Origin of the sequence: Streptomyces albus subsp. albus (assembly GCF_000725885.1) — a bacterium.
In the GTDB taxonomy this organism is placed as follows: Bacteria; Actinomycetota; Actinomycetes; order Streptomycetales; family Streptomycetaceae; genus Streptomyces; species Streptomyces albus.
On record NZ_JODR01000001.1, the window covers coordinates 246,830 to 269,949 of the forward strand.

General features: G+C 70.9%; 21 protein-coding genes, 1 tRNA gene and 1 pseudogene. 12 read left to right on the top strand and 11 right to left on the bottom strand.

Annotation, left to right across the window (positions count from 1 at the left end):
• Positions 1 to 143: 143 nt before the first annotated feature.
• Entirely contained in the window at positions 144 to 671 is a 528-nt protein-coding gene (locus tag IO40_RS0101010; protein ID WP_016472041.1) for a peptidylprolyl isomerase, read from the top strand.
• 97 nt (positions 672 to 768) lie between these two features.
• The gene (locus IO40_RS0101015) at positions 769 to 1,668 is read left to right on the top strand and encodes a rhomboid family intramembrane serine protease (RefSeq protein ID WP_055496092.1); all 900 of its coding nucleotides are present in this window, start codon (positions 769 to 771) and stop codon (positions 1,666 to 1,668) included.
• 207 nt (positions 1,669 to 1,875) lie between these two features.
• On the opposite strand, the gene crgA is transcribed toward IO40_RS0101015, so the two are convergent.
• Positions 1,876 to 2,136, bottom strand: coding sequence for a cell division protein CrgA (gene crgA, locus IO40_RS0101020; RefSeq protein WP_016472039.1), 261 nt, complete (start codon positions 2,134 to 2,136; stop codon positions 1,876 to 1,878).
• A 102-nt stretch (positions 2,137 to 2,238) separates the two neighbouring features.
• On the opposite strand from crgA, the gene IO40_RS0101025 reads away from it, so the two are divergent.
• The 6 genes from IO40_RS0101025 (at position 2,239) to IO40_RS38435 (ending at position 7,434) form a co-directional block, all read left to right on the top strand.
• Positions 2,239 to 2,976 (top strand): DUF881 domain-containing protein, encoded by a 738-nt coding sequence (locus IO40_RS0101025; protein WP_016472038.1) that lies wholly within the window; start codon positions 2,239 to 2,241, stop codon positions 2,974 to 2,976.
• A gap of 15 nt (positions 2,977 to 2,991) precedes the next feature.
• A complete protein-coding gene (locus IO40_RS0101030; protein WP_031174661.1) occupies positions 2,992 to 3,795 on the top strand; it encodes a class E sortase in 804 nt (267 codons plus the stop codon).
• A gap of 84 nt (positions 3,796 to 3,879) precedes the next feature.
• The gene (locus IO40_RS0101035; protein WP_030406651.1) at positions 3,880 to 4,089 is read left to right on the top strand and encodes a hypothetical protein; all 210 of its coding nucleotides are present in this window, start codon (positions 3,880 to 3,882) and stop codon (positions 4,087 to 4,089) included.
• Complete coding sequence (locus IO40_RS0101040) at positions 4,086 to 4,763, top strand: aminodeoxychorismate/anthranilate synthase component II (protein ID WP_016472035.1); 678 nt, start codon at positions 4,086 to 4,088, stop codon at positions 4,761 to 4,763. The genes IO40_RS0101035 and IO40_RS0101040 overlap by 4 nt, the downstream gene beginning before the upstream one ends.
• 833 nt (positions 4,764 to 5,596) lie before the next feature.
• A complete protein-coding gene (locus IO40_RS39585; protein WP_324604479.1) occupies positions 5,597 to 6,385 on the top strand; it encodes a class E sortase in 789 nt (262 codons plus the stop codon).
• 374 nt (positions 6,386 to 6,759) lie between these two features.
• Entirely contained in the window at positions 6,760 to 7,434 is a 675-nt protein-coding gene (locus tag IO40_RS38435) for a class E sortase (RefSeq protein WP_078616262.1), read from the top strand.
• Between the two features lie 117 nt (positions 7,435 to 7,551).
• On the opposite strand, the gene pknB is transcribed toward IO40_RS38435, so the two are convergent.
• From pknB to IO40_RS0101080, 6 genes are all read right to left on the bottom strand, one after another.
• Positions 7,552 to 9,525 (bottom strand): Stk1 family PASTA domain-containing Ser/Thr kinase, encoded by a 1,974-nt coding sequence (pknB, locus tag IO40_RS0101055; protein ID WP_016472032.1) that lies wholly within the window; start codon positions 9,523 to 9,525, stop codon positions 7,552 to 7,554.
• Positions 9,526 to 9,684: 159 nt separating this feature from the next.
• Positions 9,685 to 11,160, bottom strand: coding sequence for a peptidoglycan D,D-transpeptidase FtsI family protein (locus IO40_RS0101060; RefSeq protein ID WP_016472031.1), 1,476 nt, complete (start codon positions 11,158 to 11,160; stop codon positions 9,685 to 9,687).
• The gene (locus IO40_RS0101065; RefSeq protein WP_016472030.1) at positions 11,157 to 12,593 is read right to left on the bottom strand and encodes an FtsW/RodA/SpoVE family cell cycle protein; all 1,437 of its coding nucleotides are present in this window, start codon (positions 12,591 to 12,593) and stop codon (positions 11,157 to 11,159) included. The genes IO40_RS0101060 and IO40_RS0101065 overlap by 4 nt, the downstream gene beginning before the upstream one ends.
• Positions 12,594 to 12,607: 14 nt before the next feature.
• On the bottom strand, positions 12,608 to 14,260 hold the full coding sequence (locus IO40_RS0101070; protein WP_263977211.1) for a Stp1/IreP family PP2C-type Ser/Thr phosphatase: 1,653 nt from the start codon (positions 14,258 to 14,260) through the stop codon (positions 12,608 to 12,610).
• A gap of 36 nt (positions 14,261 to 14,296) precedes the next feature.
• Entirely contained in the window at positions 14,297 to 14,809 is a 513-nt protein-coding gene (locus tag IO40_RS0101075) for an FHA domain-containing protein FhaB/FipA (RefSeq protein WP_016472028.1), read from the bottom strand.
• Between the two features lie 10 nt (positions 14,810 to 14,819).
• The gene (locus IO40_RS0101080) at positions 14,820 to 15,644 is read right to left on the bottom strand and encodes an FhaA domain-containing protein (protein WP_016472027.1); all 825 of its coding nucleotides are present in this window, start codon (positions 15,642 to 15,644) and stop codon (positions 14,820 to 14,822) included.
• A gap of 478 nt (positions 15,645 to 16,122) precedes the next feature.
• Between IO40_RS0101080 and IO40_RS0101085 the strand changes: the two genes are divergently transcribed.
• Positions 16,123 to 16,206 (top strand) — tRNA-Leu (locus IO40_RS0101085).
• A gap of 596 nt (positions 16,207 to 16,802) precedes the next feature.
• Here the strand turns inward: IO40_RS0101085 and IO40_RS0101090 are convergent.
• The gene (locus tag IO40_RS0101090; RefSeq protein ID WP_016472026.1) at positions 16,803 to 17,459 is read right to left on the bottom strand and encodes an FMN-dependent NADH-azoreductase; all 657 of its coding nucleotides are present in this window, start codon (positions 17,457 to 17,459) and stop codon (positions 16,803 to 16,805) included.
• Between the two features lie 109 nt (positions 17,460 to 17,568).
• Between IO40_RS0101090 and IO40_RS32960 the strand changes: the two genes are divergently transcribed.
• The 3 genes and pseudogenes from IO40_RS32960 to IO40_RS0101105 all read left to right on the top strand — a co-directional run bounded on the left by IO40_RS32960 (position 17,569) and on the right by IO40_RS0101105 (position 19,598).
• Positions 17,569 to 17,973, top strand: coding sequence for a winged helix-turn-helix transcriptional regulator (locus IO40_RS32960; RefSeq protein ID WP_016472025.1), 405 nt, complete (start codon positions 17,569 to 17,571; stop codon positions 17,971 to 17,973).
• A gap of 106 nt (positions 17,974 to 18,079) precedes the next feature.
• Positions 18,080 to 18,886 (top strand): annotated as a pseudogene (locus IO40_RS0101100) (hypothetical protein); the annotation flags it as partial.
• 364 nt (positions 18,887 to 19,250) lie between these two features.
• On the top strand, positions 19,251 to 19,598 hold the full coding sequence (locus IO40_RS0101105; RefSeq protein WP_016472023.1) for a rhodanese-like domain-containing protein: 348 nt from the start codon (positions 19,251 to 19,253) through the stop codon (positions 19,596 to 19,598).
• A gap of 28 nt (positions 19,599 to 19,626) precedes the next feature.
• Here IO40_RS0101105 and IO40_RS0101110 read toward each other — a convergent pair whose 3' ends face one another.
• From IO40_RS0101110 to paaD, 3 genes are all read right to left on the bottom strand, one after another.
• Positions 19,627 to 20,772: an acyl-CoA dehydrogenase family protein gene (locus IO40_RS0101110; RefSeq protein WP_031174664.1), complete on the bottom strand. Its 1,146-nt coding sequence runs from the start codon at positions 20,770 to 20,772 to the stop codon at positions 19,627 to 19,629.
• Positions 20,773 to 21,125: 353 nt separating this feature from the next.
• Complete coding sequence (locus IO40_RS0101115) at positions 21,126 to 22,196, bottom strand: 2Fe-2S iron-sulfur cluster-binding protein (protein ID WP_016472021.1); 1,071 nt, start codon at positions 22,194 to 22,196, stop codon at positions 21,126 to 21,128.
• A 3-nt stretch (positions 22,197 to 22,199) separates the two neighbouring features.
• Positions 22,200 to 22,739: a 1,2-phenylacetyl-CoA epoxidase subunit PaaD gene (gene paaD / locus IO40_RS0101120; RefSeq protein ID WP_031174665.1), complete on the bottom strand. Its 540-nt coding sequence runs from the start codon at positions 22,737 to 22,739 to the stop codon at positions 22,200 to 22,202.
• Positions 22,740 to 23,120: the final 381 nt, after the last annotated feature.

A 23,120-nucleotide genomic window follows, 5' to 3' on the forward strand; every position in this document is an offset into this window, starting at 1 on the left:
CCACCTGTTTAGAAGATCATGCCTGACAGTCCGCTGCCCGTGCCCCGCCCCGCGCCGTGGGCGTGGGGCATCCGGGTCAGCAGGCGCCCCCGGCGTCCGTGGGAGGATCGGGACAGTCACTGCAGACAGATGGAAGGTAGATCGTGGCCGAGCAGCTCTACGCCACCCTGAAGACCAACCAGGGAGACATCCGGGTCAAGCTCTTCCCGGACCACGCCCCGAAGACGGTCAAGAACTTCGTCGAGCTCGCCGAGGGCTCCCGCGAGTGGACCCACCCCGCGACCGGCCAGAAGACCACCGACCGGCTCTACGACGGCACCGTCTTCCACCGCGTCATCAGCGGCTTCATGATCCAGGGCGGGGACCCGCTGGGGAACGGCACCGGCGGCCCCGGTTACGAGTTCGCCGACGAGATCCACCCGGACCTCGCGTTCACCAAGCCGTACCTGCTGGCCATGGCGAACGCCGGGCCGGGCACCAACGGCTCGCAGTTCTTCATCACCGTCGCGCCGACCACCTGGCTGACGGGCAAGCACACCATCTTCGGCGAGGTCGCCGACGAGGCGGGCCAGAAGGTGGTGGACGCCATCGCCGGCACCCAGACCAACCCGCGCACCGACCGTCCGGTGCAGGACGTGGTCGTCGAGTCGGTGGTCGTCGAGCGCGCGTAAGCGGCAGCCGGGACCGGCCGCGGCCGGCCGGGAACCGTACCGCCCCGCCCGTCCGTAATCAGGGCGGGCGGGGCAGTGCGTGGGGGAGACTGGAGGGGTGAGCGTGGCGCAGGACGGACAGCCCGGGGGCGGGGCGGAACAGCAGGGCCCCAGACACTGCTACCGGCACCCGGAGCGGGAGACCGGTATCTCCTGCACGCGTTGTGAGCGGCCCATCTGCCCCGACTGCATGGTGCCGGCCTCGGTGGGCTTCCAGTGCCCCGAGTGCGTCAGGTCCGGCTCGGGCACCGGGCACCCGCCGGGTGCGACCCGGCCCAGGACGGTGGCCGGGGGCCGGGTGACGGCCGATCCCAGGCTGGTCACCAAGGTGCTGGTCGGCATCAACGTGGCCGTCTTCATCGCCGTGCTGGCGGTCGGCAACCGGCTGCTGGATCCGCTGCTGCTGTTCGGGCAGGCGGTGACTCAGCCGTACGGTCCTCTGGAGGGCGTGGCCGAGGGACAGTGGTGGCGGCTGCTGACCTCGATGTTCCTGCACCAGGAGATCTGGCACATCGCGATGAACATGCTCGGGCTGTGGTTCCTGGGCCCGCCGCTGGAGGCGGCGCTGGGCCGGATCCGCTTCCTGGCCCTCTATCTGCTCTCCGGCGTCGCCGGCGGTGCGGTCACCTATCTGCTGGCCGCCCCGCAGCAGGCTTCGCTGGGCGCCTCGGGTGCGATCTTCGGACTGTTCGGTGCGACCGCGGTGCTGATGCGGCGGCTGCGCTACGACATGCGGCCGATCCTGATCCTGCTGGCGATCAATCTGATCTTCACCTTCACATGGAAGAACATCGCCTGGGAGGCGCACGTCGGCGGGCTGGTCGCGGGGCTGGTGCTGGCCTACGCGATGGTGCACGCGCCCCGTCGGCAGCGTGCGCTGGTGCAGTACGGGGCGGTCGCGCTGGTGCTCGCGGTGATCGTGGTGCTGCTCGTGGTGCGTACGCTCCAGCTCGGCTGAGCCCGGGTTTTCCACAGCGGGTACGGGATCTTGTGCACGGAGTGGCCCGACCGGCCGGGATTCGGTCAGGTGTGCGTTTCCCTTGTGGTTACTGGCCGGACGGGTCTCCGGGTGCCGTCCGGCCGGTCACATCGGCGTCAACACCCTGAAAGTTATCCACAGATCTTGTGAGTTATCCAAGGCTGTGGATCAGCCTGTGGATAACTCTTATTTCCACTGCGTGGAGACCACGAAGCCGGTCGCGATGAAGCCGAACCCGACCACGATGTTCCAGTTCCCCAGCGCCTCGATGGGCAGCGAGCTGTTCGTGACGTAGAACACGACGATCCAGGCGAGCCCGATACCGAACATCGCCAGCATCAGGGGGGCCACCCAGCCGCGCCCGCCACCACGCAGGTCGATGTTGGTGGCCTTCTTCTCCGGCGGGGGCGTGAAGTCCGCTTTCTTCCGGGTACGTGACTTCGGCACGAGAGACTCTCCTGTCGATGCGCTGCTGACCGCCGCACGGCCCATGGGGACGGTGGTCCGTTAGCGTAGTGCTTTCCCAGGGCGGAGGGAGACAAGGGTACGGTGACCAGATCCATCGTCCGGCCTGCCCGGCTGGCCGCGATAGGCGTCTTCGCCCTCGCAGGTCTCATCTTCTGGGTCAGCTTCGACACCGCGCAAGGCACCAATCTGCGCAGCGACTCCTCGATGCTCCGGCTCTCCGACCTCATCCAGGAGCGCAGCAGACAGAACGCCGAACTGGAGAACCAGGCCGCCGGCCTCCGCCGCCAGGTCGACTCCCTCGCCCGGCGCGACGACGGCAGCACCCGCGGTGAGGACCGCCGGATCGACGCGCTGGAGAAACGCGCCGGCCTGAAGAAACTGACCGGCCAGGGCCTGACCGTCACCCTCGACGACGCCCCCAGCAACGCCACCGCGAAGGTCCCCGGGCTGCCCGACCCCGAACCCAACGACCTGGTCATCCACCAGCAGGATCTGCAAGCCGTCGTCAACGCCCTGTGGAAGGGCGGCGCCAAGGGCATCAAGGTGATGGACCAGCGGCTGATCTCCACCAGCGCCGTGCGCTGCGTCGGCAACACCCTGATCCTCCAGGGGCGCGTCTACTCCCCGCCCTACAAGGTCACCGCCGTGGGGGACCCGGACCGTCTCAGGGCCGCCCTGGACGCGGCGCCCGCCATCCAGAACTACCAGGAGTACGTCGATGCCTACGGCCTCGGCTGGAAAGTCGAGCAGCACAAGGCGATGACTCTTCCGGGTTACTCGGGCACAGTGGATCTCCGGCAGGCCGAACCCGTCGAGTGAACGGGAGTGAGGCACGTGGCGTTACGAGCGGTCGTACGGAGCCTGAGCGAACTGTGCATCACGGTCGGGGTCCTCATCGTGCTCTTCGTCGTCTACCTCCTCTACTGGACCGGGCTGCGCGCCGACAGCGCCTCCGACGACGAGATCGCCCGGCTCCACAAGCAGTGGGCGGCCGGGCCCGTGGACGGCGGCGCACCGGGCGGCGGCACCCCCGAGGAGACGGGCGGCTCCCCGTCCCGTGGCCAGGACACGACGGGTGACGGCCAGGCCGGCGGCACGGCCGAACGCGGAGCCGCGCCAGGCACCGCGCGCGGCACCGCTCCGGGCGGGTACCGCAGCGGCAACTCCTTCGCCGTCATGTACATCCCGCGCTTCGGCGGCGGCTGGTCCAAGCCGGTCCTGGAGAACACCGGGAAACAGACCCTCCGCAAAGGGCTGGGTCACTACACCCGCAGCGCGCCCCTCGGCGCGAAGGGCAACTTCGCGGTCGCCGGACACCGCCGCACCTACGGCGACCCCTTCAAGGACTTCCCCCGGCTGCGGCCCGGCGACCCGGTCGTGGTGACCGACGGCGACACCTGGTACACCTACACGATCGTCGCGCGCCCCTACCGCACCCTGCCCAGCGACACCGGCGTCCTCGACGCGGTGCCCGCCCCCGTCGACGAGGCCGCCACCCCCTTCGACCGGCCCGGACGCTACCTCACCCTCACCACCTGCGACCCGGAATGGGGCAGCAGCCACCGGCTCATCGCCTGGGGACGACTGGACGCCACACAGTCCGCGAGCGAAGGGAAACCGGACGCGCTCACCCGGTGAGGCCGTACCCTGACGCCGTACTCTGGGTGGGCCGGAAGCACGCGCCCGATGCAGGCGCGGGAGGAGAGAGGACACCATCGGGGCATGTACGGCTGGATCTGGCGGCACCTGCCGGGCAACGTATGGGTGCGCACACTGATTTCGATCGTGCTGATCGTCGGCGTCGTCTTCCTGCTCTTCCAGTACGTCTTCCCCTGGGCGGAACCCCTGCTGCCGTTCAACGACGTGACGGTGGACGGGGCCGCTCCGGCCGGCCACGCCGCGGCCACCGCACTGAAGGGAAATGTGGCATGAGCGCCCGCGTCCTGGTCGTCGACAACTACGACAGCTTCGTCTTCAACCTCGTCCAGTACCTCTACCAGCTCGGCGCCACCTGCGAAGTCGTCCGCAACGACGAGGTGGAACCCCACCACGCCGAGGACGGCTTCGACGGCGTCCTGCTCTCCCCCGGACCCGGCGCCCCCGAGGAGGCCGGCGTCTGCATCGGCATGGTGCGGCACTGCGCCGAGCGCCGGATCCCCGTCTTCGGCGTCTGCCTCGGCATGCAGTCCATGGCCGTCGCCTACGGCGGCATCGTCGAGCGGGCCCCCGAACTGCTGCACGGCAAGACGTCCGTCGTCTCCCACGAGAACACCGGCGTCTTCACCGGACTCCCCTCACCCTTCACCGCCACCCGCTACCACTCGCTGGCGGTACGCAACGGCACGCTGCCCGACGAGCTGGAGGTCACCGCCCGGACCGCACCCGGCGGCGAGGCAGTGGACGGCGGCGGCCTGGTGATGGGCCTGCGCCACCGCGAACTCCCCGTCGAGGGCGTCCAGTTCCACCCCGAATCGGTCCTCACCGAATGGGGCCACCGCATGCTCGCCAACTGGCTGGTGCAGTGCGGTGACACCGACGCCGTGGAACGGTCAGCCGGCCTGACGGGGGTGCCGCGGGCCGCCGGTCTGGGGACGGTCACCGGGTGACGACGGGCCACGGCGACAGTGCCGGGCGCGGTGCGGAGTTCGACCCGTACCGCGCTGCTGTGGACGCCCTCGCCGACCCGCTCAACGACCCCCTCCCCGACCAACTCCCCACCGCGCCGGGCCCTGCGCCCGGGCCGGCCCCCGGGACCGGCCCGGGCTCCGCTCCGGGGTCCGGGAGCGCGACGGAGGCGGCTGCGCCCCCGGTGCGGCAGGCGGCTTCCCAGGCGCCCGCAGCGCCCCAGGCGCCGCCCAGGGAGGCCGCGTCCGAGGGACGGAGACCGGAAGGCCCGGAAGCCCCCGCGGGGCCGCGAGAGGGCCCGGGGGCGGGCGCGACGGCCGTCTGGCAGAGCCCCGCAGGCCCCGTCGGGCACCAGGACCCTGCCGCCCCGGTGCGGCAGGAGGGCCCTGTCGGTTCTGCGCGGCAGGAGGGCCCTGTCGGTCCCGTGCGGCAGGAGGTGCCGATCGGTCCCGTCGGGCAGCAGAGTCCCACCGGCTCCGTACGGCAGGAGGTGCCGGAAACGCCGGCCGGACCCCTCGGGCAGGCCGAGCCGCCCGGTGCGGTCCGGCAGGTCCGGCAGGATGCGGCCACCGGGTCAGTGCGGCACACGGAACCGCCGCCCGCCGTCCGGCAGGAGATGCCACCCGGTCCCGTCCGGCCAGAGGCGGCACCCGGTCGTGTGGGGCACGCGGCGGCGCCCTACGAGTCCGCTCCCGGCGTCCAAAAGCGGCCGGCCGGGTACGCCGCGCCGGCGCCGTCCCAAGGGCGCACCGGACACTCGCACGGGGCCGGCCCGGCCCACCCGGCGGGGCAGCCCCCGGAGGACGACGCGACGATGCCGCTGGGCGTCACGGAGCCGCTGCCCGGACCCCGTACCCAACGCCCGCCAGGCCCCTCCCGGTTGGAGGCCCGCAGGGCCGCACGCGCCCTGCGTCCGGGGCCCGGCATCATCGCCAGCCGGGTCATCGGCGAGCTCTTCATCACGTGCGGCGTACTGATGCTGCTCTTCGTGGCCTACCAGCTGTGGTGGACCAATATCCGCGCCGACCAGCAGGCGGGCGGCGCGACCGACGCGCTGCACGAGAAGTGGGAGCACAAGCCCGACACCGTGGACCCCGAACGCAAGGCGGGCGCCTTCGAACCGGGCGAGGGCTTCGCCGTCATCCACATCCCGAAGATCGGCATCACCGCTCCCATCGCGCAGGGGGTCTCCAAGACGGCGGTGCTGGACAAGGGCATGGTGGGGCACTACGACAAGGCGCCGCTCAAGACGGCGATGCCCTGGGACAAGAAGGGCAACTTCGCACTGGCCGGCCACCGCAACACCCATGGCGAGCCGTTCCGTTACATCAACCGGCTGGAGCCGGGGGACTCCGTCGTGGTGGAGACGCAGTCGAAGTTCTACACGTACGAGGTGACGCGTCAACTGCCGTCCACCCTGCCGTCCGACACGGGGGTGATCGATCCGGTCCCGCCCAAGTCCGGCTTCACCAAACCGGGTCGGTACGTCACCCTGACGACCTGTACTCCCGAATTCACCTCGAAGTACCGTCTGATCGTCTGGGGCAAAATGGTGGACGAACGTCCGCGCAGCAAGGGCAAGCCGGACGCGCTCGTCGAATGAGACCGGCCGGGCGCCCCAGGGCGTCCGGCGCGCCGCGTCCGGCGGGCGGGCCCGGTGGGGCTCCGCCAGGGGGCTGCGCAGGGACGAGTGACAAGCGCGGAGGCGGCACAGTGAGTGACGGCAAGCGGGAGTCCACGGCCGAGACCGTGGACCCGGGGGAGACCGCCGAGGCCGTGACGGAGGACTCCCCGGCACGGGACTCCGCCGCGGGAGGCCCCGCGCCCGAGGACTCCGCACGCAAGGACTCCCCACCCGAGGACTCCGCGCCGGAGGATCCCTCATCCCCGGAAGACGCCTCATCCCACAAGGCGGCCGAGAAGGAAGTCGAGAAGGGCACCCAGGAGGCGGCCGGGGAGGCCGGCCGGAGCAAGCCGGTGCGGCGGGGGCGGCTGGCGGCGGTGATCGGTGTCGTCGGGGAACTGCTCATCACGGCGGGCCTGGTGCTGGCGCTCTTCGTCGTCTACTCGCTGTGGTGGACGAACGTGCTGGCCGACCGGCAGGCCGCGAAGCAGGGGGACCGGGTCCGCGAGCACTGGGCCGCTGGCCGGGGGCCGGGCGATCTCGACACCCGTGACGGGATCGGTTTCCTGCACGTCCCCGCGATGTCGGGCGACGACATCCTCGTCAAGAAGGGCACCGACCCCAAGGAGCTCAACCAGGGCATCGCCGGCTACTACACCGAGCCGGTCAAGTCGGGGCTGCCGCAGGACCAGTCCGGCAACTTCTCGCTGGCCGCGCACCGGGACGGGCACGGCGCGAAGTTCCACAACATCGACAAGATCGACAAGGGCGACGCGATCGTCTTCGAGACGAAGAACACCTGGTTCGTCTACAAGGTGTTCAAGATCCTGCCGCAGACGTCCAAGTACAACGTGGACGTCATCGATCCGGTGCCGAAGGGTTCCGGGAAGAAGGAGCGGGGCCGCTACATCACCCTCACGACGTGCACGCCCGTCTACACCTCGAAGTACCGCTACATCGTGTGGGGCGAGCTGGTCCGCACCCAGGACGTCGACGAGGACCGCACGCCGCCCGCCGAACTGCGCTGAGGTCCCCGCGGGGCGCGCCCGCCTCGCCCGCCGTCAAGCCCCGCCCGCCGTCAAGCACCGAGGCCGTCCCCCGGCGAAGGGGACGGCCTCGGTGTGTTCCGTGTGGAGCCGGCGGGCTCAGTGGTGGCGGCGGCCCCAGCCGCCGAAGAACCCGCCGTCGTCATCGTCCCCGCCGTCGCCCTCGTCGGGGCCGCCCGGTCGGGTGATGACCGTGACCTTGTCGCCCTTCTTGCCCTGCGAGTTCGCCGGCGGGTTGGTGCCCATGACGATGGCGTTGTCGTCCTGCGGCCCCTGTACGCGTTCGACGGAGAACCCGGCGCCCTCCAGCGCGGACCTGGCGTCACCGAGCTTCTGGTTGGTGACGTCCGGCACGGTGGCGGGCTGGTCGTCGGACGCCTTGGCCACGGTGAGGGTGATCGTGGTGCCCTCCGGCTGCTTGCCCGGGCCGGGGTCCTGCCGCAGCACGGTGCCGGCGGACTTGTCCTCGTTCTCCTCCTCCGACTTGGCGACCTTGAAGCCGAGCGCCTCCAACTGCTGTTTCGCCTTGTCGAAGGGCTGGTCCACCACGTTGGGCACGGTCGGCTGGGACTCCGTGGCGACGGTCAGCGTCACCTTGGTGCCCTTCTTCGCCTTCTCGCCCGCGGCCGGGTCCTGGCTGAGGACGGTGCCGGCCGGCTGGTCGGACTCCTGCTGCTTCTTGCCGACCTTGAAGCCCGCCTCGCTGAGCTTCTGCTTGGCGTCGGCGAAGATGTCGCCCGTCACGCCGGGAACCTCGCGCGGCGCCTGGTCGCGCGGGCCCTTGGACATGATGAGGGTGACGGTGCTGTCGGCCTCGACGCTCTCCCCCTGGCCGGGGTCGGTCTTGCAGACGGTGCCCTTCTTCTCGCCGCAGAACTCGCTGGTGCCCTTGGTCGCCTTCAGCCCGGTGTTCTCCAGCTGGTCGGTGGCCTCGGACACGGACAGTCCGGCGACGTTCGGCACGTCCACGTTGTTGTCGGAGGAGGCGAACAGCGCCTTGCCGACGAAGATCGCGCCGACCAGCACCAGGATCACCGCGAGCGCGAGCAGGATCGTGGACCAGGGGCTCTTGCTCTTGCGGCGGCTGCCGGGCTGGTCGTCGTAGTAGCCGCCGTCGTCGGAGCGCATCGGCGGCAGCATGGAGGTCTGCGGGTCCTGGGCCCGCAGCGCCGTGGTGGGCTGGTCCTCGGGCGGATAGCCGTAGCCGCCGGCCATCGCGGTGGCGGCGACGGGCTGGCCGTCGAGGCACGCCTCGATGTCGGCGCGCATCTCATCGGCGCTCTGGTACCGGTAGTCCGGGTCTTTGACCAGGGCCTTCATCACGATCGCGTCCATGGCGGGCGAGATCTCAGGATCGAAGGCGCTGGGCGGCTGCGGCTCTTCCCGTACGTGCTGGTAGGCGACGGCGACGGGCGAGTCGCCGACGAACGGCGGCCTCACCGTCAGCAGCTCGTACAGCAGGCAGCCGGTGGAGTACAGGTCGGAGCGGGCGTCGACGGTCTCGCCCTTGGCCTGCTCGGGGGAGAGGTACTGGGCGGTGCCGATCACCGCCGCGGTCTGCGTCATCGTCATGCCGGAGTCACCCATGGCGCGGGCGATGCCGAAGTCCATGACCTTCACCTGGCCGGTGCGGGTCAGCATGACGTTGGCGGGCTTGATGTCGCGGTGGACGATGCCGTTGCGGTGGCTGTACTCCAGGGCCTGGAGGATGCCGGTGGTCATCTCCATGGCCCGCTCGGGCAGCAGCTTGCGCCCCGAGTGCAGCAGCTCACGCAGCGTGGAGCCGTCCACGTACTCCATCACGATGTACGGGATGGAGACCCCGTCCACGTAGTCCTCGCCGGTGTCGTACACGGCGACGATCGCCGGGTGGTTCAGCGAGGCGGCCGACTGTGCCTCACGGCGGAAGCGGGCCTGGAACGACGGATCGCGGGCGAGGTCGACGCGGAGCGTCTTGACCGCGACCGTGCGCCCCAGCCGGGTGTCCTGGGCGAGGTAGACCTCGGCCATGCCTCCCCGGCCGAGCACCGAGCCCAGCTCGTACCGGCCGCCAAGGCGACGCGGCTCTTCCATAGTCTCCAGCCCTCTCCGGTCTTCCGTGCCGCGGCGCGTGGCACCTCAAGTCCCACGCGTTCTGCGGCACGGCGGTGTGCTGCTCGGCATACGGTACCCGCCACAGGACGCTTGCCCGGTGTGGCCGCGGTGACCCGGATCACCTCCGTTGCTGGTGCGTCACCGCTTCTGCTCGTCGAGGACGGCCTCCATCACGCTCTTCGCGATGGGCGCGGCGAGCCTGCCACCCGCGATGTCGCTGCGGAGTGTGTCCGAGCTCTCCACAACGACAGCGACGGCGACAGGAGATCCGTCACTCGTCTTCGCGTACGAGATGAACCAGGCGTAAGGGTTGTCCTTGTTGTTCTCGCCGTGCTGGGCCGTACCCGTCTTGCCGCCCACGGTGACGCCGGGGATCTTGCCCGCGGTTCCGGTGCCCTTCTCGACGACCGTCTCCATGGCCGACTGGAGCTTCTGCGCGTTCTCCGAGGAGACCGGCTGGCTCAGCTCCTCCGGCTTGGTCTGCTCGACCACGTTCAGGTTCGGGGCGACGAGCTGGTCCACCATGTAGGGCTTCATCAGCTTGCCGTCGTTGGCGACCGCGGCGGCGACCATGGCCATCTGGAGCGGAGTGGCGCGGTTGGACGCCTGGCCGATGCCGGCCTGGGCGTTCTGCGGCCGGTTGTCCTTCGGGTAGACGCTGGGCGAGGGGCGGACCGGGGTGTCCTGCGAGCCGTCCTCCTGGTCCCGGTTGAAGCCGAACTTCTCGGCCGCCTTCATCATCTCGTCGTTGCCGAGCTCGTCGCTCATCTTGGCGAAGACGGTGTTGCAGGACCACTGGAGCGCGACCCGGATGGAGGCGTTCTTGCAGGCCGGGTTGTTGCCCTCGTTGCCCAGGTCCCTGGTGGTCAGCGGCAGCCGGTAGGGGTCGGGCGAGTCGGTCTTGGAGTCGATGTCGTACTTGCCGCTCTCCAGGCCCGCGGCGGCGGTGACGACCTTGAAGGTGGAGCCGGGCGGGTAGGTCTGGCGCAGCGCCCGGTTGAGCATCGGCTGCTCTTCGCTCTTGTCCAGCTTCGCGAAGGTCTCGCTGTCCTTGGTGTTGACGCCGGCGAAGCTGGAGGGGTCGTAGGAGGGCTTGTTGGCCAGCGCGAGGATGGCGCCCGTCTTCGGGTTGATCGCGGCGACCGCGCCCTTCTTGTCACCGAGCCCGTCGTAGGCGGCCTTCTGCGCCTTCGCGTTGAGCGTGGTGACGATGTTGCCGCCCTTCTGCGGCTTGCCCGTGATCATGTCGACTGTGCGGTTGAAGAACAGCCGGTCGTCGTCGCCGGTCAGGAACGGGTCGTAGAGCTTCTCCAGCTGGTTGGCACCGACGGCCTGGGAGGCGTACCCGGTGACGGGCGACCACAGCTCGCCGTTCTTGTAGGTGCGCTTGTACTTGAAGTCGGTGCCGTTGACGACCGTCGAGCCGGTGATGGACTTGCCGTCGACGATGATGTTGCCGCGCGGCTGGGCGTAGCGGGCGATGTCCACACGCCTGTTCTTCGGATCGGTCTTCAGTTCGTCTGCCTGGACGAACTGGAGCCAGTTCGTCCGTACCAGCAGGGCCATCACGAGCAGACCGCAGAAGATCGCGATCCGGCGCAGGGGCTTGTTCACGGTCGGACCACCTGAGTCATCTCGGCATCGGGTGAGGGGGCCGGGGCCGGCGCGGGGCGGCGGGCTGTGTCGCTGATCCGGATGAGAATGCCGATCAACGCCCAGTTGGCGATCACGGACGAACCACCGGAGGCGAGGAACGGCATCGTCATACCCGTCAGCGGGATGAGGCCCATCACACCGCCGGCGACGACGAAGACCTGGAGCGCGAAGGCGCCGGACAGGCCGACGGCCAGCAGCTTGCCGAACGGGTCACGGGCCGCCAGCGCGGTCCGCACGCCGCGCTCGACGATCAGCCCGTACAGCATCAGGAAGGCCATCATGCCGGTGAGGCCCATTTCCTCGCCGACCGTGGCGAGGATGAAGTCGGAGTTGGCGGCGAATCCGATGAGGTCGGAGTTGCCCTGGCCCCAGCCGGTGCCGAGCACGCCACCGGAGCCGAACGCCCACAGGGCCTGCATGGCCTGCTCGGAGTAGCCGGGGATGCCCTGCTTGCTCTTGAGGTAGGTGGCCATCGGGTCGAGCCAGGCCTGGACGCGCTGCTGCACGTGCGGCTCGAAGGAGGCCACGGCGGTGGCGCCGCCGGCCGACAGGAGCAGACCGAAGACGATCCAGCTGGTGCGCTCGGTGGCGACGTACAGCATGATCACGAAGAGGCCGAAGAAGAGCAGCGAGGTGCCCAGGTCGGTCTCGAAGACCAGGATCATCAGGCTGAGGCCCCAGATCACCAGGATCGGGCCCAGGTCGCGTCCGCGCGGCAGGTACAGCCCCATGAAACGGCGGGAGGCCAGCGCGAGGGCGTCCCGTTTGACCATCAGATAGCCCGCGAAGAACACCGCGATGATGATCTTCACGAACTCGCCGGGCTGGAGGTTGACGGAGCCCACGCTGATCCAGATCCGGGCACCGTTGACCGGCTTGAAGAACACCGGCAGGACGAGCAGCACCAGGCCGACGGCCATGGAGATGTAGGTGTAGCGCTGGAGGACGCGGTGGTCCTTGAGCAGCAGCAGGATCGCCACGAACAGCGCCAGCCCGATGGACGAGTAGAGCAGCTGCTTGGGGGCGTCGGGGGTGAACGCGCCGAAGATGTCCTCGGCGCGCTGGTGCAGCCGCTCGGACTGGTCCAGCCGCCAGATCAGCACCAGGCCCAGGCCGTTGAGCAGGGTGGCCAGCGGCAGCAGCAGCGGGTCCGCGTACGGGGCGTAGCGGCGCACCACCAGGTGGCCGACGCCCGCCAGCAGGGCCAGTCCGAAGCCGTAGCCGAGCATGCCCGAGGGCAGCCGGTCGTTCATGGCCAGGCCCACGTTGGCGTAGGCGAAGATCGGGATCAGCACCGCGAAGACGAGCATCGCCAGCTCGGTGTTGCGGCGGCTCGGCAGTCCGCCGGAGGACACGGTGGTGTTGCTGCCCGTGGTGGTGAGGTTGCTCATGCCTGTGCCGCCCCCTACGGCGCGGTGCACTGCTTGGCCAGCTCCTGCTGCTTCTCCGTGAGCTTGGGGCTCGGGGTCGGAGTGCTGGAGTCGGCGCCAGTGGTGTCGTTGGTGGAGCCGGAGGTGAAGGCGGTGGGGGTGGCGGTGCCGATGCCGGCCTCACCAGCACCCGTGCCGGCCGTGCCGGTGCCGACCCCGCCGTCGGTGGTCGCGTCACCGGGACGGTTCTGCTCGTCCTTGCGCTGCTTCTCGCTGTCCTTGCCGCTCTTGTCCTGCTTGTCGTTCTTGTTGGGCTTGGGGTGCTTCTTCTCCTCGGCGACGATCTTGCAGACCTCCGCCTGCTCCCCCAGCTCCGCCAGCTTGCTCTTGGCCTCCCCGCGGCCACTGAGGGCGATCGTCTCCTTCACCTGGTTCCGCTGGAAGACCGGAAGGTACTTGAGTTCGATCTCGGGGTGGTCCTGGTCGACCTTGTGCAGCGCGACACCGGCCAGCTCCTGGCTGATGCCCCGGTACAGAGCGACGTGGTCACCGTTGGCACCGACGTAGTACTGCGTCTGCGTCCAGCGGTAACCGCCGTACATACCGCCGCCCACCACGGCCAGCGCCAGCGCGATCCACAGCGAGCGCTTGATCCAGCGGCCTTTGCCACCGCCGCCCTTGGTGAAGTCCTCGTCGGTGAACGGGCCGAACGCACCCGTCGGCGCCGACGGGTCCGCGGTGGGCGGTCCGAAACCCTCGGGGGCGCCCTGCCCCTGCTGCGGCACCCCGCCCCGGCCCAGCTCGGCGGCGCGGGCCGCCGGTGTGCTGCGCAGCGAACCGCCTGTGCCCAGCGGCTGCTGGGTCTCGGCGACCGCCCCGACGATGACGGGGGTGTCGTTCAGCTGGCCGTGCAGGGTGTCGTCGTCCGACAGCTGCCCCACGTCCAGCACGTCGGCGACGATGCAGGTGATGTTGTCCGGGCCGCCGCCGCGCAGCGCGAGCTGGATCAGCTCCTGCACCGTCTCCTGCGGGCCGTGGTAGCCGGCCAGCGTCTCCTCGATCGTCTGGTGCGAGACGACCGCGGACAGGCCGTCCGAGCACAGCAGATAGCGGTCGCCGGCCCGCACCTCGCGGATCGACAGATCCGGCTCGACGTGGTCGCCGCTGCCCAGCGCGCGCATCAGCAAGGAGCGCTGCGGGTGGGTGGTGGCCTCTTCCTCGGTGATCCGGCCCTCGTCCACCAGCCGCTGCACCCAGGTGTGGTCCTGGGTGATCTGGGTGAGCTGCCCCTCGCGCAGCAGATAGGCCCGCGAGTCGCCGACGTGCACCAGGCCGAGCCGCTGGCCCGTCCACAGCAGCGCCGTCAGCGTGGTGCCCATGCCCTCCAGCTGCGGGTCCTCCTCGACCATCATGCGCAGCTGCTCGTTGGCGCGCTGCACCGTGGTGCCGAGGGAGGTGAGGATGTCCGAACCGGGGATGTCCTCGTCGAGCTGGACCATCGCGGAGATCACCTCGGAGGAGGCGACCTCGCCGGCGGCCTGGCCGCCCATGCCGTCGGCGACCGCGAGCAGCCGGGGGCCGGCGTAGCCGGAGTCCTCGTTGTGCTCGCGGATCATGCCGTCGTGTGATCCGGCGGCAAAGCGCAGTGACAGGCTCATGCGCACCTCGCCCGTCGGCTCCGGGTACATCCGCACGGTGCCCACCCTCCGGTCGTCATGTCGGTACTACTTCCGCAGCTCGATGACCGTCTTGCCGATGCGGATCGGCGCTTCGAGCGGGATCGGCGTCGGTGTGGTGAGCCGGGTCCGGTCGAGGTACGTGCCGTTGGTCGACCCGAGATCCTCGACGATCCACCTGCCGTCACGGTCCGGGTAGATCCTGGCATGCCGGGACGAGGCGTAGTCGTCGTCCAGCACGATCGTGGAGTCGTGCGCACGGCCCAGGGTGATGGTCTGGCCCTGGAGGGCCACGGTGGTGCCGGTGAGCGAACCCTCGGACACCACCAGCTTGGTGGGGGTGTTCCGGCCGCCGCCACGGGCCCGCCGGCCGCCGCCCTGCTGGGCACGCTGGGGCTGGGACCGCTGCTGGGGGCGCTGAGCGTCCGCGCGCCGTCCGGTGCGCTGCGTCACCCTGGTGCCGAACAGGTCACTCCTGATGACCTGGATGGACACGATGACGAACAGCCACAGTACGGCGAGAAACCCCAACCGCATGACCGTGAGGGTCAGCTCTGACATTGCCCCCGCTTCACCCTTCGGCTTGCCGGTAAATGATCGTGGTACTGCCCACGACGATGCGTGAGCCGTCGCGGAGCGTAGCGCGCGCGGTGTGCTGCCCGTCCACCACGATTCCGTTTGTGGAGCCCAGATCCTGGATGGACGACGGATTGCCCGCGCGGATCTCGCAGTGGCGGCGCGAGACCCCGGGGTCGTCGATCCGCACGTCGGCCTCGGTGCTGCGGCCCAGCACGAGCGTCGGCCCGGAGATCTGGTGGCGGTTGCCGTTGATCTCGACCCAGCGCCGCGTCTCGGTGCCCGGCAGCGCTCCACCGGGGCCCGCGGCGGTGCCCGGTGCGTAGGGGGGTGGCCCGGAGGGCACGGGCGGGGCGGAAGCGGGGCGTGGAGGGTATCCGTGACCGCCGTACCCGGCGCCGGACTGGCCCGCGCCTCGCTGGGCCTGTGCCTGCGGCTGGGAGGTGCTGGAGGCGAGAGTGCGGCTGCGCACGCGGTAGAGGCCGGTGTCGAGGTCGTCGGCCTTCTCCAGATGGACCTTGATCGGGCCCATGAAGGTGTAGCGCTGCTGCTTGGCGTAGTCCCGCACCATGCTGGCGAGTTCGTCACCCAGCTGGCCGGAGTAGGGGCTGAGCCGCTCGTAGTCGGGCGGGCTGAGCTCGACGATGAAATCGTTGGGGACAACCGTACGCTCACGGTTCCAGATCGTGGCGTTGTTGTCGCATTCGCGCTGGAGGGCGCCCGCGATCTCGACGGGTTGCACTTCGGACTTGAACACCTTCGCGAAGGTGCCGTTGACGAGACCTTCGAGTCGCTGCTCGAACCGCTTCAGAACTCCCACGACGCACCTCCTTCCCAGATGCTCTCGGACCTAGCCGATCCAGTCGGCCCAGTGTGTCCGCTCCCAGTGTCCCCCGGGACGCGGGCACAGCGCTCCTGCGGTACTGCTTACTGATCGTATCCACGCACGGGGAAATCGACTGGTTCCCCGAGGAGGCTCAAGTGTCGCCCCTCACAGTGGTCGCGCGCGGCCCCCGCCCACAGTTGCCCGTACCGCCCTACAGCGTCGCATGGATCGCGGGGTTCCTGTACTGAGTCCCGCCGGAGGGCCGGCACACCGGCAGGCGGGAGCGCCGGGGTGGGGCCGGCCGGAGTGCCGCGAGGCTGACGCCGGGGGCGGACGGAGGGGGCGGACGGAGGGGCCCGGCGGGGTGCGGGACGGGTGGTCGGAATACGGATGTGAGTCCACCCCGGTGGGCGTGCTAATCTTCTGGATGTCGGCAGGCGCCCGGACCGGGCAAAAGGCGACAACACCCAATGCGCGGGTGGCGGAATAGGCAGACGCGCTGGATTCAGGTTCCAGTGTCCGAAAGGACGTGGGGGTTCAACTCCCCCCTCGCGCACACAGAGGCGAAGGCCCCACCGGATCCCGGTGGGGCCTTCGGCGTATCGATGTGCTCCCTCTCACAAGGGGGCCGGCGGCGCACGCGGCCACCCCGCTCCTGTCCGTCCGGCCCACGCGGTTTCCCCTTTTCCTGCTTCTCCCGTACGCGGTGTGTTTCCCGTACTACGGGGTTCTTCCGTGCGGGGTCCTTCTGCGTGGACGGCGGGTTCTCCCGTGCGGGGTCCTGATCCTGTGTGGATGAGGGGTCCCTGTGGGTGGAGCGGGTCGCCTCGCCTTTCGTACGGGGCGTGGTGCACTCCTCACTCAGGGCGGTGCTGCCGTTTCCGGGCGTCCCGGCGGTGCTTCCGGACGGGTTTTCCGGGCTGGTTTTCCGGGCGGTGCTTCCAAGGGGGGAAGCGGGCGGACATACGGCAGCGGAGCGTGCGCGTTCCGCTCGTGGCGGGCGCACGCTCCGCGAGGAGGCGTGAGGCCGGTCTGTTCCGGTCTGGCTGTTTGCCGTCTGCCGTTTGCCCTCTGCTGTCGGCCTTCCGTGCCGTGCAGGGGGGATCGGGGCCGGCCGGACCCGGCGGGTGTCGGGGGCCGGCCGTCCGGTCGTCAGGCGGAGAAGCGGGCGGCGAGGGCCTTGCCGCGCGTCTCGGCCGCCTCGTGGGCCTTGGCGCGGGACGTCTTGGCCAGGTCGACCAGGCCGGCCATGGCCGGGTTCGACTCGGCCAGCGTCAGCTCCGGCACGATGAACTCGACGTCCAGGCCGAAGCCCTCCTTGCCGAGCACCTTCTCCAGGTACGTCAGCACGAACTCGAAGCTCTCCCGCGGGGTGCCCGGGCCGTAGCCGCCACCGCGGCTGGCGACCACCGTGGCGGGCTTGCCGGCGACGGTCGTGGTCGGCGCGGCGGTGGTGCGGCCCATCACGATCACGTGGTCGAGCCACGCCTTGAGGGTCGAGGGGATCGTGTAGTTGTACATCGGCGCGCCGATCAGCACGGCGTCCGCACGCTCGAACTCGCTCGTCAGCTCCTCGCGGAGCCGGAAGGCGGCGGCCTGCTCCGGGGTGTGCTCCGACGGGTCGACGAAGCCGGCCGCGGCGGCCGGGCCTTCCAGGTGCGGGATCGGGTCGCTGCCCAGGTCCCGGTAGACGACCGTGCCGTCGGGGTGCTCGGCCTCCCAGGCCTTGCGGAAGGAGGCGGCGACGTCACGGGAAACGGACGCCTCCCGCGGGTAAACGGACGAGTCGATGTGCAGGAGGGTGGCCATGGTGGTGCTCCAAGTGTTTCGTAAGCTGAGTTGCTTTCCGATGTAACTATGTATAACACAGGTACTTACTTTTCTGCACCACCTTGTGTCGGCGCAGTACCATGGGGGCATGTCAGAGCGTCGAAAGCTCGATCTCCCGCCGCCGCCCGCTCCGCCGGCGGCGACAGCAGCCTGTACCGAGCCCGAGAGCGCCATCACCCGCGTCTTCCAGCTGCTGGGCAAGCGCTGGACGGGCCTGATCCTGGCCGCCCTGATGAGCGGCCCCGGACACTTCGCCGAGCTGCGCCGCGCGGTGCCCGGCATCAGTGAGCGGATGCTCTCCGACCGACTGACCGAGCTCGCGGCACTCGGGCTCGTCTCCCGGTCCGTGGAGGAGGGCCCGCCGCTGCGGGTCAGCTACAGCCTCACCGACTCCGGGCACGCCCTGCGGCCCGCCATGGTGGAGCTGACCCGCTGGGCCGACGGTCACCTGCCCCACTCCTCCACCGGCTGCCCGGAGGCCTTCCGGGAGTGAGCGTCGCCGCCCGTGAGCGCCGTAGCTCCTGAGCGCCGCCGCCCGTGGGCGGGCCGCACCGGCGGGCGGGGCGCGCGGGGCCGGCGGCGGTCGTAGGGTGGTGCCGATGAACGCCAACTCCCCCGCCCAGGCGAGCGAAGAACCCGGTACCGAACGGCTGGAGCGGGCCGTACGCGCCGCGGAGACCGCGCTGATCGAGTACGAGATCGCGGTCGAGACCTTCCGGGTGGAAGTGGAGAACTTCTCCCGGCTGCACCACCAGCGGCTCGGCCCCGTCTACGCCCGCCTCGACGAGCTGGACGCGTGCATCGCCGAAGCCGTCGCCGCGCGCACCGGTGCGCCCGAGGACATCCGCAAGGCCGACGAGGCACGCGGCGCCGTGCTGCCGATGCCGAAGGTGGAGGAGCTGTTCTTCGGCTGGATCGACTCCACCGGGATGCTTCCCGAGGCGCAGGCCATGCTCAACGAGCAGCCCGTCAGCCCGCCCAGCCGGGTACGGCCCAGCGAACAGGCCCGCCAGACCTATCGCGAGCTCGTCCGCAAGGCGCACCCCGACCTCGTCCAGGACGAGACGGAACGCAAGCGCCGCGAGGACTTCCTCGTCAGGGTGAACAAGGCGTACGCGGACGGTGACGAGGCCACTCTCGCCTCGCTGGCCGAGGAATGGGCCGCCGGGCCGCTGCCGGAACCGGTGGCCGCGCTGCTGCGCAGCGAGGAGTTGTACGCACGCCTCGAATGGCTCGCCCAGCGCAAGGAGATGCTCGCGGAAATGGCCGCGGAGCTGGAGAACAGCGCGATCGGCACGATGCTCAAGATGGCGCCGGACGATCCCGACGCGCTGCTGGACGAGATCGCCGAGCAACTCCTCGCCCAGGTCGAGGAACGCGAACGCGAACTGGCCCGGCTCACCGGCGGCGGAGGACAGGGCGCACAGCAGGGTGCCCCTCAGCAGTTCGAGGGACAGGCCGGGTACGACGGCCGGACTGCGTACGGCGAGCAGTCGGCGTACGGCGAGCAGCCGGCGTACGGGGAGCAGACCCAGAACGGCGGCCGGACCCAGCAGGGCGGCCGGTCCGGGTACGGCGATCAGTCACCGTACGGCGGCTCGCCCGGCTACGACGATCCGTCCCAGCACGGCGGGCAGTGACCGACGGCTCTGCGGGTGCCGTACCGCCGTACCGCCCCGGCCGGAACGGCGGGCAGCCGGGGCCCGGGCAGCAACGGCTGGCAGCCGGGGCCCGGACAGCAGGAAAAGCGACAACACAGGAGACCCCAAGATGAACGCCTTCCCCGGACAGGTGCCGCAGATCGACGCCGCCTCCGTACCGTCCGACGCCCTTCTGCTCGACGTCCGCGAGGACGACGAATGGGCAGCCGGACACGCGGAAGGTGCGCTGCACATCCCCATGAGCGACTTCGTCGGCCGGCAGGGCGAACTGACCGAACGGCTCGGTGAGGGCGAACGCGTCTACGTCGTCTGCCGTGTCGGCGGGCGCTCCGCCCAGGTCGCCGCGTACCTCGCCCAGCAGGGCATCGACGCCGTCAACGTGGACGGCGGCATGCTCGCCTGGGAGAGCGCGGGCCGCCCGCTGGTGGGGGACGCCGACTCGGCCTTCGTCCGCTGACCGTCCCTCCGCGCCCCGGCGGGGGGCGTCAGTCCGGGGCGGAGGCGGCGAGCAGGCCGGCGAGGGCCTCCTCGTGGGCCGCCGCCGAACCGTACGACAGCTCCCACTGCTTGGCCCACGCGTGGAAGCGGTGCAGCGGATAGTCCGTGTCGGCGCCCAGACCGCCGTGCAGATGCTGCGCCGTCTGCACCAGACGCCGCACCCCGTCGGACGCCCACATCTTGGCGACGGCCACCTCTTCCGGGCCGGTCCGCCAGGCGGCCTGCCAGAGCGTGGCCTCCATCGCGCGCAGGTCGATGTAACGGTCGGCGGTCTGCACCGCCACCGCCTGGAACGTGGCGACGGGGAACCCGAACTGCTCACGCCGGCTCACATACGCGCTGGTCATCTCCAGCACCTTGGAGCCCAGCCCGAGCGCCAGCGCACAGGTGCCGGTGGCCAGGAGGCGGAGCAGCCGGCCACAGGCCGCCGGGTCGGTCAGCACGTGGCGGGAGGGCACCCGTACGCCGTCCAGCCGCACTTGCGCGTACCGCTCGCCGTTGGTGGACGCCTGCTCGGCGAGAGCGACCCCCGGCGTTGAGCGCGGATCCACCAGGGCCAGCACCGGGCGGCCCTGCGGAGTGTGAGCCGGCACGACGACCAGATCCGCGGTCTGCCCCCAGGGCACCGCCGTCTGCACCCCCTCCAGCAGCCAGTTCCCCTCCTGGTCCGCCGCCTTCGTCCGGGCGCCGTCAGCGGGCTCCGGTGTCGCCGTGACGGCCTGTTCGGGCGGCTCGTGGCCGGTACGGCCGTGCCCGGCGACCGTCAGCGCCACCTCGCCCGCCGCGACGCGGGGCAGCAGCGCCGAACGCAACTGCTCGCTGCCCGACTCGGCGAGGACCAGCGCCGCCGCACCGGTCTCCAGCAACGGGACGCGGGCCAGCACCCGCCCCGCCTCGCGCAGCACCAGACAGAGTGCCACCGCATCGAGACCCGAACCGCCGTAGACAGCCGGCACGGTGAGGCCGAGCAGGTCCGCCCGGGCCAGTCGCTCCCACAGCGGGCGGTCGAAGTCGTCGGCGACCGTGCCCGGCACCAGGGCCGGGCTGGCCACATCCTCGGGCGTCACCTGGGAGAAGACGCCCTTCGCGGCCTCCTGGGCCGCCTGCTGCTCCTCGCTGAAGCCGAAGTCCATGGTCCCCGCCCGTCCTGGTCGGTGTCCGTCCTGGTGGCTTGCCCGGTCTGGTCGCTGCGCGTGCTGGTCGCTGCGCGCTTTGATCCCCGCCCATGCCGGGAGCTGTCCGTGCTGGTCGTTGCCCGTGGTGGTCGTTGCCCGTGCCGGGGGCTTGTCCGGCTGTGGGCGGCTGCGGCTGTACCTGGCGAGTGGAACTGACGCGCCGTCAGGTTACGACTGCGGGGGTGAACTGGCCAGAGGGCGGCGGCGGTGGGTGGCGGATCGGTGACGCCGTGCGGAGGGCGGTGGCGGCGATGGTGACGGCGGCCGTGATGACGGTGGGGGCGATGGCCGTGGGGGGTGAAGGCAGTGGGTCAGGCGTCGAAGTCCAGGGCTATCTGCGGGGTGAGGGGGCGGGACTGGCAGGCCAGTACGTAACCGGCCTCCACCTCCTCGTCCTCCAACGCGAAGTTGCGGTCCATATGCACCTCACCGCCGAGCAGTCGGGCGCGGCAGGTGCCGCACACGCCGCCCTTGCAGGCGTACGGGGCATCGGCCCGGTTCCGCAGCACCGTCTCCAGCAGCGTCTCGCCTTCGCGCGCGGGCCAGCAGCCGCCCCGGCCGCCCAGCGTCGCGCTGACCGTCACCGAGCCGGTGACGGCACCGGTCGCCACGGGCCGGGCCGGTGCGGTCGCGTCCGCGTGGAAGATCTCCTGGTGGACCCGCGCGCGGGGCACGCCCAGCGTGCGCAGCGCCATGGCCGCTCCCTCCACCAGTCCGAGCGGTCCGCACAGGTACCAGCCGTCCGTCTGCCGCACACCCTCCGGGGAGAGCAGCGCGGGCAGCAGCGCGGAGAGCCGGTCCCGGTCGAGCCGCCCGGAGGGGAGGCCGCTGTGCTGCTCCTCGCGCGAGAGGACCGTCACCAGGTGGAAGCGGTCCGGGTAGCGGTCCTTCAGATCGGCGACCTCCTCCAGGAACATCGTGGAGGCCGTCGTGCGGTCGCTGCGGATCAGACAGAACCGGGAGGCGGGCTCGGTCGCCAGCAGGGTGGCCGCGATGGAGAGCACCGGGGTGATGCCACTGCCGCCCACCACGGCGGCGAAGCGCCCGGGCCGCGGCTCCAGCACGAAGCGTCCCCGTGGCGGCAGCGCCTCCACCACACCGCCCTCGCTCAGCTCCTTGAGGGCGTACGTGGAGAACTCGCCGCCCTCCACCAGACGGATGCCGACCCGCACCGTTTCGGGCCGCGGACGCGCCGGGCCGCACAGCGAGTAGGTGCGGCGGATCTCCTCGCCCCTCTCGTTCACGCGCCGCAGCGTGAGGTGCTGGCCGGGCGCATAGCCGTAGGTCTCACGCAGTTCGGGCGGGACGGCCAGGGTGAGGGCGGCCGAGTCGTCGGTGAGACGTTCGACCGCCTGGACACGCAGCGGGTGGAAGGACGGCACCCCTCACACCTCCTTGAAGTGGTCGAACGGCTCCAGACAGCTATCGCACCGGCGCAGCGCCTTGCACGCCGTGGAGGAGAAACGGCTGAGCAGACGTGTTTCGGCAGACCCACAGCGGGGGCAGCGCACCGGCTCTTCACCGGGGAGCGTCCGCCGCGTGGCGGGTCGGCCGCCGGAGCCCTCGGAGTCCCCACTTGTACGGCGGGTGGCGGAGAGGGTGAGGGGGACGGGACCCCGGGAGCGGGCGCCGGCGCGGGGCGGGGCGACGCCGTGCTCGGCGAGTTTGCGGCGGCCCTCGGCGCTGATGTCGTCGGTCGACCAGGGCGGTGTCAGCACCGTGCGGACCTCCACCCGGGCGGCTCCGGCTCCGGTGAGGACCCGCTCGATGTCGGCGGCCATCGCCTCGACCGCCGGGCAACCGGTGTAGGTGGGGGTCAGCTCGACGAGGACCTGGCCCGGTTCGGGCTCGGCGACCCGGCGCAGCACGCCCAGTTCGGCGAGGGTGACCACGGGGAGTTCGGGGTCGGGCACCGTACCGGCCAGCCGCTCCCACGAGCCGGCACCGGGCGGTTCTCCCGGGGCCGGGCCCGTCGCCGTCCCGCGCGGCTCTGACGCTGTTCCGCCCGGATTCTCCGCCGTTCCGCCCGGCGTCTTCACCGGCCCTTCGTGCCCGGGCGCCGTCCCTTCGCGCCTGGGTGCCGTCCCTCGGGGGTTGGGCGCAGTGCCTGCGGGATCGGGCGCCGGGCCTGCGGGATCGGGCGCCGGGCCTGCGGGATCGGGCGCCGGGCCTTGGGGCTTGGGCGCCGGGCCGTTGTGGCGAGACATCGGCCCGTCTTGGCTGGACACCGTTCCGCTCGGCTTGTCCACCGTTCCGGCCGGTTTGGACGTCGGCCGGTCTGGTTGCGCCGTCTGCCCGTGCGGCCT